This is a genomic window from Mesorhizobium muleiense (assembly GCF_900099905.1).
In the GTDB taxonomy this organism is placed as follows: domain Bacteria; phylum Pseudomonadota; class Alphaproteobacteria; order Rhizobiales; family Rhizobiaceae; genus Mesorhizobium; species Mesorhizobium muleiense.
The window spans coordinates 55,735-62,328 of record NZ_FNEE01000031.1 but is presented as its reverse complement, the minus strand read 5'-3'; the positions used below and the strand labels follow the sequence as shown (position 1 = coordinate 62,328).

6 protein-coding genes and 1 pseudogene are annotated in these 6,594 nt (G+C 62.4%); 3 read left to right on the top strand and 4 right to left on the bottom strand.

Annotated elements, in window-relative coordinates; all coding sequences use genetic code 11:
- Nucleotides 1–293, bottom strand: a pseudogene (locus BLT09_RS30695) (IS4 family transposase); the annotation flags it as partial.
- A gap of 214 nt (nt 294–507) precedes the next feature.
- Between BLT09_RS30695 and BLT09_RS30690 the strand changes: the two are divergent.
- The 3 genes from BLT09_RS30690 to BLT09_RS30680 all read left to right on the top strand — a co-directional run bounded on the left by BLT09_RS30690 (nt 508) and on the right by BLT09_RS30680 (nt 3,745).
- Complete coding sequence (locus BLT09_RS30690) at nt 508–951, top strand: hypothetical protein (protein WP_091600259.1); 444 nt, start codon at nt 508–510, stop codon at nt 949–951.
- A 237-nt stretch (nt 952–1,188) separates the two neighbouring features.
- Nucleotides 1,189–2,823 carry a hypothetical protein gene (locus BLT09_RS30685; RefSeq protein WP_091600258.1) on the top strand — a complete coding sequence of 545 codons (1,635 nt, stop codon included), beginning with the start codon at nt 1,189–1,191 and terminating at the stop codon, nt 2,821–2,823.
- Between the two features lie 211 nt (nt 2,824–3,034).
- A complete protein-coding gene (locus BLT09_RS30680; protein ID WP_091600257.1) occupies nt 3,035–3,745 on the top strand; it encodes a YfbU family protein in 711 nt (236 codons plus the stop codon).
- Between the two features lie 51 nt (nt 3,746–3,796).
- On the opposite strand, the gene qatD is transcribed toward BLT09_RS30680, so the two are convergent.
- From qatD to qatB, 3 genes are read right to left on the bottom strand one after another with little or no spacing between them, the layout of a single operon-like run.
- Complete coding sequence (gene qatD / locus BLT09_RS30675; protein ID WP_091600256.1) at nt 3,797–4,555, bottom strand: Qat anti-phage system TatD family nuclease QatD; 759 nt, start codon at nt 4,553–4,555, stop codon at nt 3,797–3,799.
- 2 nt (nt 4,556–4,557) lie between these two features.
- Entirely contained in the window at nt 4,558–5,928 is a 1,371-nt protein-coding gene (gene qatC, locus BLT09_RS30670) for a Qat anti-phage system QueC-like protein QatC (RefSeq protein WP_091600255.1), read from the bottom strand.
- Nucleotides 5,925–6,497, bottom strand: coding sequence for a Qat anti-phage system associated protein QatB (gene qatB, locus BLT09_RS30665; RefSeq protein WP_126089958.1), 573 nt, complete (start codon nt 6,495–6,497; stop codon nt 5,925–5,927). Before qatB ends, qatC begins: the two co-directional genes overlap by 4 nt.
- Between the last annotated feature and the right edge of the window lie 97 nt (nt 6,498–6,594).

Genomic DNA, 6,594 nt, shown 5'->3' with positions numbered 1-6,594 from the left:
AGATACCCAATCAACTGCTGCAGCCACGGCCCTGCGTTGCGCAGCCGGCCGAGCAACGCCACGTCCGAGATGTCGGCGATCCCGCTCGCCGCCGCCCAGGCCACGACGCCCCGCATGCCCACCTTGCCAAGGCAGTAAGCCAGTGTCAGGCGCAACAGATCAGTAGCCGACCTGACGCCCCGCGGTCGCAGGAATGCCTTCGTCTCGCGAGCACTCCCTGCGATCAACTCTTCACCGCCGAGAAGCTCAATCGTCTCGGTCCAGCCGTCATCTACAAGCGATTCGTGAGTCATCGCAGCGTAGAATCACAACCGATTCCCCGCTGCAACTCCTATCTTAGCGCACATGGCTATCTAGGGGCGAGGAGGTCCCAGGTTCAAGTCCTGCCGTCACGTCCAAGGCCCACCGGGAGTCGTGCCATGCACGGAGAATCTCAATCGAACGGCGTCATATCGGTCGGGGGCACTTCGACTTGAGACTCCAGAACACCAAAATCAACTGGACTGCATGATCCCAGAATCGGAAGGCGCCACCCCGTTCGGTATTTTCCTGCTCGCCGACTCCTTTTTGCAGGCCGCGAAGGCCGTTGATGCCGGTCGCCGCGGTCTGACGTCGGGACCGACCAGGTTGCTTTGCTACCATGCGTGCGAACTCTTCCTGAAATGCTACCTCCGCAGCGCGGGCCGAGACATTGAGGCTTTGCGGGCCTTGGGGCACAATCTGCACGAGATGGCTGTGGCCGCTCAAGGTTCAGGCCTGGTCCTGCCTGCCAGAACTGTCAGCCAAGCCAAAACTCTGGCCGACAAGAACGATTATGTGCGTGTGCGCTATATGGTGGTTGAAAAGCCCGGAGACATCCGACCGGAAGTTCTGCTGGCGATGACTGAAAGCATCCGAGAGAGCGTCAGGCTGGCGCTCGGCATGGATCCGCTCGGCAACCCACACCCTTAAGCGCGCCGCCCCAGCGAACTATTCTTTTCGTCAGGCCCCGCTTTTTTCGGTGTCTCGCCCACGAAGACGCCCGGTCGGTCCATGCGAAGGAGTACGGCGCAAGGGAATACGCCGATTGGCGCCTCCGGACTGACGAATTCCAGGCCGACCTGCACCGCCGTGGCGTGCCGTCAGGCCGATCGCCTGGTAGCCCGGCGTTTGTCCGCTTCCGTAGGCAATCTCTGCTACAGTTCTCCCATGTCCCTGTTCTCCCATCTCGATCCGTATCTGCTCAACCCAGCCAACGATCCACTGGTGTTCGACGCCACGCTGGCAGGCCACGGGAGCTACACGACGGAACATTTCGTCTTGCGCCTCAGTCCCCGCGCCCATGAGCTTGTCGACGCGCTCACCCAGCGCGACACCGAGGGTCATGACGCAGCCGAACTGTACCAAGCCTACTCGACCTATCTGCACGAAACCGTGCATTGGTGGCAGCACATGGGGTCCACTGCGGGACTCATCCTCAGCCTGGCGTACCCGGCGCAAATCTATGGCAGCATGACGTCTCTTCAGACCTTTGCGCGGGGCGCCGGCGTCGCCAAACCTGTAAAGGCTTGGGCGCACAGGGCGATGCTCGACGGTCGGACGCACTCTGATCCGGTGCTCGCCGCCGCCAATATTGCCGTCAACAACGCGCTCGACATCAAGTTCTACAAGCAACTTGCCTGGTCGCCGAAGTCGATCCTCTCGCTGGAGCAAACGCCCTATTTTCAGAGCGTCGGGCACAGCTACCTCAAAACCTATGGTGAGATCGTCCACGCGATCAACGGGTCCTGTGACTTCGCGGAAGGGCAATTTCCCGACCCCGGTCGCTGGGATGCACAATTCCTCAAACTTCAACTCAGCCGGATTGAAGGCTTCCATCGCGGTGCGCGCCCACCTTACGCCGACATCGGCATCCAGCAGATATTCGAAGGCCAGGCCCGCTTTTGCCAAATTCAGTATTTGGCATCGTCAGGCGGTCCCGAGCTGCTTCAGACGTATCGCGAGCAAGGCTACTTTGCGCCCGTCTATGTCGACTCGTTTGAACTGTTCCTGGTGCTTACTGGGACAGAATGGCCCGAACGGTATGACAGCCCGATCGTCGGCCTGTTTCTGCTGATCTGCGATCTGGCAATCAACCCGACGAGGGGGTTTCCGCTCGACATCGAGTTCTTCGAGGACTTTATCCGCGACGTTGATCCTGGCGCGCGCTTCACAAGACTTTGCCTGGCCGCAGCCGAAACCCCCGAGCTCGCCCAGGCGGTGCAAAATTTCTCCGCTCAGGAGTATGAGCACGTCGCGGCGCGACTGAGCGAGCGATGCGGATACGATGATCCGCGGACGGGACTTGCTGCCGTGGTCGGGCTGCTCGGCGACAAGGGCCCTGTCGATGCCCTGATGGAGGAGCATCGTACGTTCAACTATGCCGGTGTGAACATGCCTGTCCGGGTCCTGGTCTCGCACTTCATCGCTTTTTGCCGAGACAAGCAGCGCAGTCCCGAATTTTTCTGTTGGCCGGGCATCTGGATGGCGGGAGACAACTTCAACCCTGAGGCCGGATCGCTGTTCGTCACCCATCTGTCCCTCTTCCAGGACAGAGGTGACACCGAGCAGATCTTTCCTCGCGCCGTGCGCGGCCGGAGCCCCGAAAACATCAAGAAACTGGTCAACACCTTCTTTGGCGGAATGCTCGTGTTCGATCTCGCCCTGCAATGGGTCCTCGAGCCGGGACCTTTCCGCTACGATTTCAAATGGCTTACCGGGAAATCCGAAAATGCTGCACTGATCGCCTTGGCGAGCGACAGTTCGCGCAGTACTACGGCCCGGATCCTGACACCTGCACTCTGATCGACTCGCCTGTTCCCTGAGGGTCCCGACGAGCGCCTAGCCACATGCCGGAGGTGCAGGCACCGGCCGGCATGCCAGCCGTGGGGGGTGTGACGCGCCCCCGTCCTGACCCAAGTAACGACATGCGAGATGGCGATGCTTGCCTTTCACCGTGTCTTACGTACAATGTCCGTACGATATGGATTCGGTACGGACTTGATTGGAGGTAGAAATGGTGAAAACCGAGCGATTCGAGCTCAGGCTCGATGAAAGCACGATTGACCGGATCGATGCTTGGCGGGGAGAGCAGCGTGACCTCCCTTCGCGGGCAGAGGCCATCCGCACCTTGGTGTATACTGGGCTTGAGGCTGGTCGGCGCAAGGCCTTCCGGCCGACCAGCTCTGAAAAACTGATCATGTGGATGCTAGCCGAAGTCCTGCGCCAGCATAAAGGCTACGAGGACATGAAGTCAGTCGAGTTGATTCAGAGCGCCATCTACGGAGGCCATTTCTGGGGCCTGGAATGGGAAATGTCGGGCATCTTTCACGATGAGGTCGACGACCCCGAGGCGCTCGACTTCGTGGTCGACACGATGGCGATGTGGCGAGCCATTGAATGGGGATATGAGAAGCTCAGTCCCGAAGACAGGCAGCGCGTCGAGGACCAGGTGAAGTACTGGGGGAAAAACCCCAAGTTTGACGGCTTCGACGGGAACGAAGAGGGACGCTACATGTCGATGGCCAAATTCATGGTCGAAAAGCTCGGGCGCTTTGAGGAGTTCAGGGACAGATCCCTGAACGCTCACGCCAACACGGTGTCGACTTATCGCGAGATGCTGCAGAAATATGCCGAAATCGAGGCCCGCCGCGGTTCGCCGGCATACAGGCGTGCCGGCCAGTTGCTCAACGCCGACGAGCTCATCGAGCTCCTCAAGCTCCGGTAGCGAATGGTGCAGAGTCGCTGGCCACGATAAGCTCGGGTCGGCGTGGAATCGTCAGTTTGCGGACCGTTCCAAAACTGCCTTTAGATTATTCAAAATGGCGCGCCGCATCTCCTCGGCGCCCAGGCCCACAACGTCGCCAAGCATGCGAACGGCCTCGTCCACGCCGCCCGGCGTGACGGGGGAACCATCTACCTCCACGAAGGGACCATCCGTCTCCGTGAGCAGCCGGTCGAGCGGCAAGGTCCCGAGGAGAGCCACTGACCGCTCGGACCTGAACATGGCCTGGTTGACGGAAAAATAGCACCCGAGAGCCGCAGCCCGCCGCGCGTCTGCGACCGATCCGCTGAACCAGTGCAGCACCACCTTGCCACTGCCCTTGGGAAGCAGCTCCTCGATGTGGTCGAGAACCTTCGACGCCGTGCGGACGCTATGCACGGAGAGGATCTTGTCCCCCGCCCTCTGGCAGGAGGTTAGAATACGCCTGAAGACGTCGACTTGACGATCGATCGAGCGGTAGTGTGCGGGGCTCGCATCGAGACCGACTTCGCCGACATACCTCGTCTCGGGCAACAGCGCCTCGAACAGGGGCAGTTCGGTCCAGCGCTGCTCGGCAAGATGCGGGTGAATGCCGAGCCCAATGCGCACAAACTCGGCGCCCTTTGCAAGGTTCATGTTCTGCCTGAACGCCTTCGGCGTCGTCGTCACCGCGAGCGTCGCCACCTTAGCCTCTTCGCAGGCTCTTATAGCCGCGGCCGGATCTGGATACAGGTCCAGGTGACAGTGGAAATCGACGAGGCGTGGTGCAGACATGCTCAGCTAGGCTTCGCCCTGACGGGTTCGAGGAAATGGGCCACTTCCTGCATCCCTCGCACGAAGACGTCAACATAGTCGTCAATCTCGGACGGCTCGTCGGTCAGCGGACCGGGGATGCGCGCGAGGGCCTTTGCGGCCCGCGGATTCCGCCGTAACCGCTCCGCCATCAGCTGAAACGACCTCACATGTTCGCCCTCGGCCTCGAGCGTATCGAGACGACGCGCCGCCAAATCCTTCACCACATAGGGTGTCGTATCCGACTCGTTCGCGTCCAGGCCGGCTGCCAGGGATGCTCTGCGGATCAGACAGGGGACGCACGTTCCGCAGTGCTGCGGTGGCAGGCCTCTGTAGCGGGCTTTCGCCGGCGAGGAACACGACATCGACGAGGGAATGGCCCGTCGCAACAGCGCCGGATCCTCGCAATCCCTGACCATCTGACCCTTGGTCACGTGGCGATAGGGGTTTTCCAGACGCCGGGCGATGCCAAGCCCCCGCATCAACTCGTTGAAGCGCGCCATGTAGAATGGGTGAGTGGTGCGGGTGCTGAGCGAACCGAGGCGGAGCGGGTCGAGGGGTACGTTGAGGCCGATCAGGCCGTTCTCGGGCACGCGGACCGGGGCGTCAGACGTCAGCCCCGAAGCCGCCAAAATGGCCAACGCGAAAAACAGGAAGGATCTCCCCCTCTGGCTGTTTTCCACCTCGCCGGTGTCGACATGGTTGCGGTCGAAGCCGAGGCGCGCCCGCAGGGACAACGGCTCGTTTGTTTTGTAATTCTTGCGCAGCAAGTCCAGCAGCAACGTCTGCGCCTTGCTCGTCTCCGAATCCCAGTAATGGCTCACCAGAAGCGGCTTCCCGCCCCCGGCCAGGAAATCCAACGCCCCGACGAGACTGTCCAGACCGCCGGAGAACAGACACACTTCGTCCGGCTCGGCGAGGCCCAGCGACGGCCGCGCCGTTGCGATCGTCGCAAAGGGTGCGGGCCGTGCCCTGAACACGATACGCCAATGGTCGCCCGTCAAGAACCTGAGAGTGCGGGCGAGCAACGCTCCCTGCGCCGCCCACAAGTCAGGCTCACGCACCGGCACCACTAGGTCCAGCTCCCGGGTCCAGCCGTCCTGTGCATTCGCGGAGCGCGAGACGCGGGTGTCGGCCGCGTTGACCATGGCGGCGACGATGACGAGGTCGATCGCGGTTTCCGTCCGCCGGAGACCGAGGTCGGCCAACGTCTGCAGCGCGTTGCCGATGCCGTAATCGAGCCGCTTGTTCGCGGCCACGAACTGGACCGTCACCGGCGTCGCGTCCGGCTGGACGACCGGCACGGCCCCGTTATCCGCCGCACCCAGGCGGCCGACAAACACGAAACGTCTCATGCGCTATCCCCCAGGATGCGGATCAGTTCGAAGGACTGCTCGTAGATGGCCTGGACGAAGGCCTCGACGCCCGCGTAGGGAACTGACGCCAGCGTGCCGCCCGCAGCCGCGAAGCGATCGCGGACGGTGCCCTGGATGAAGTCGTGCAGCGTCCTCTGAATGATCTCGACCGCGGCAACGTCGGTCGGGAGCCGTATGGACCTGCCCCCGATCTCGTTGAACAGCTTGGTCTCGATCGAGCGTGCGAGCGCACCGGTGAACACGGCGTCCAGCACGTCGGGCGTGGCGCCATCGAAAGGCAGATCTCCCGCCGCGCCGAGCTCGCCCACGGTCTCGAGCATCGCGTTCCTCGCAATGGCCTCATCAATCGTCCCGCCGTCAGGGCACAGGAGGTCCGTGAGGGCGAGGAAGACGTCGGCTATCGGGGCGCCGACGAGGCTCTGCAGGTTGAAGAACCGCAGAGCCGCAGCCGGGCCGTTCTGCGCCACCTGACCCAACAGCTGTCCCAGGCCAGTCATCACCCTGCGGGACGGCGCCATGGCACGGGCAGCGTTGCGTGCACCGCCCATGGCTCTGACGTACTTGCCGGCGGCGCGCCTCAGGTCCCTGCCGCCACCCCCGCGCGAGCGGGCCGCACGGGAGAAATCCGAGCGAGCGGAGCCGAGT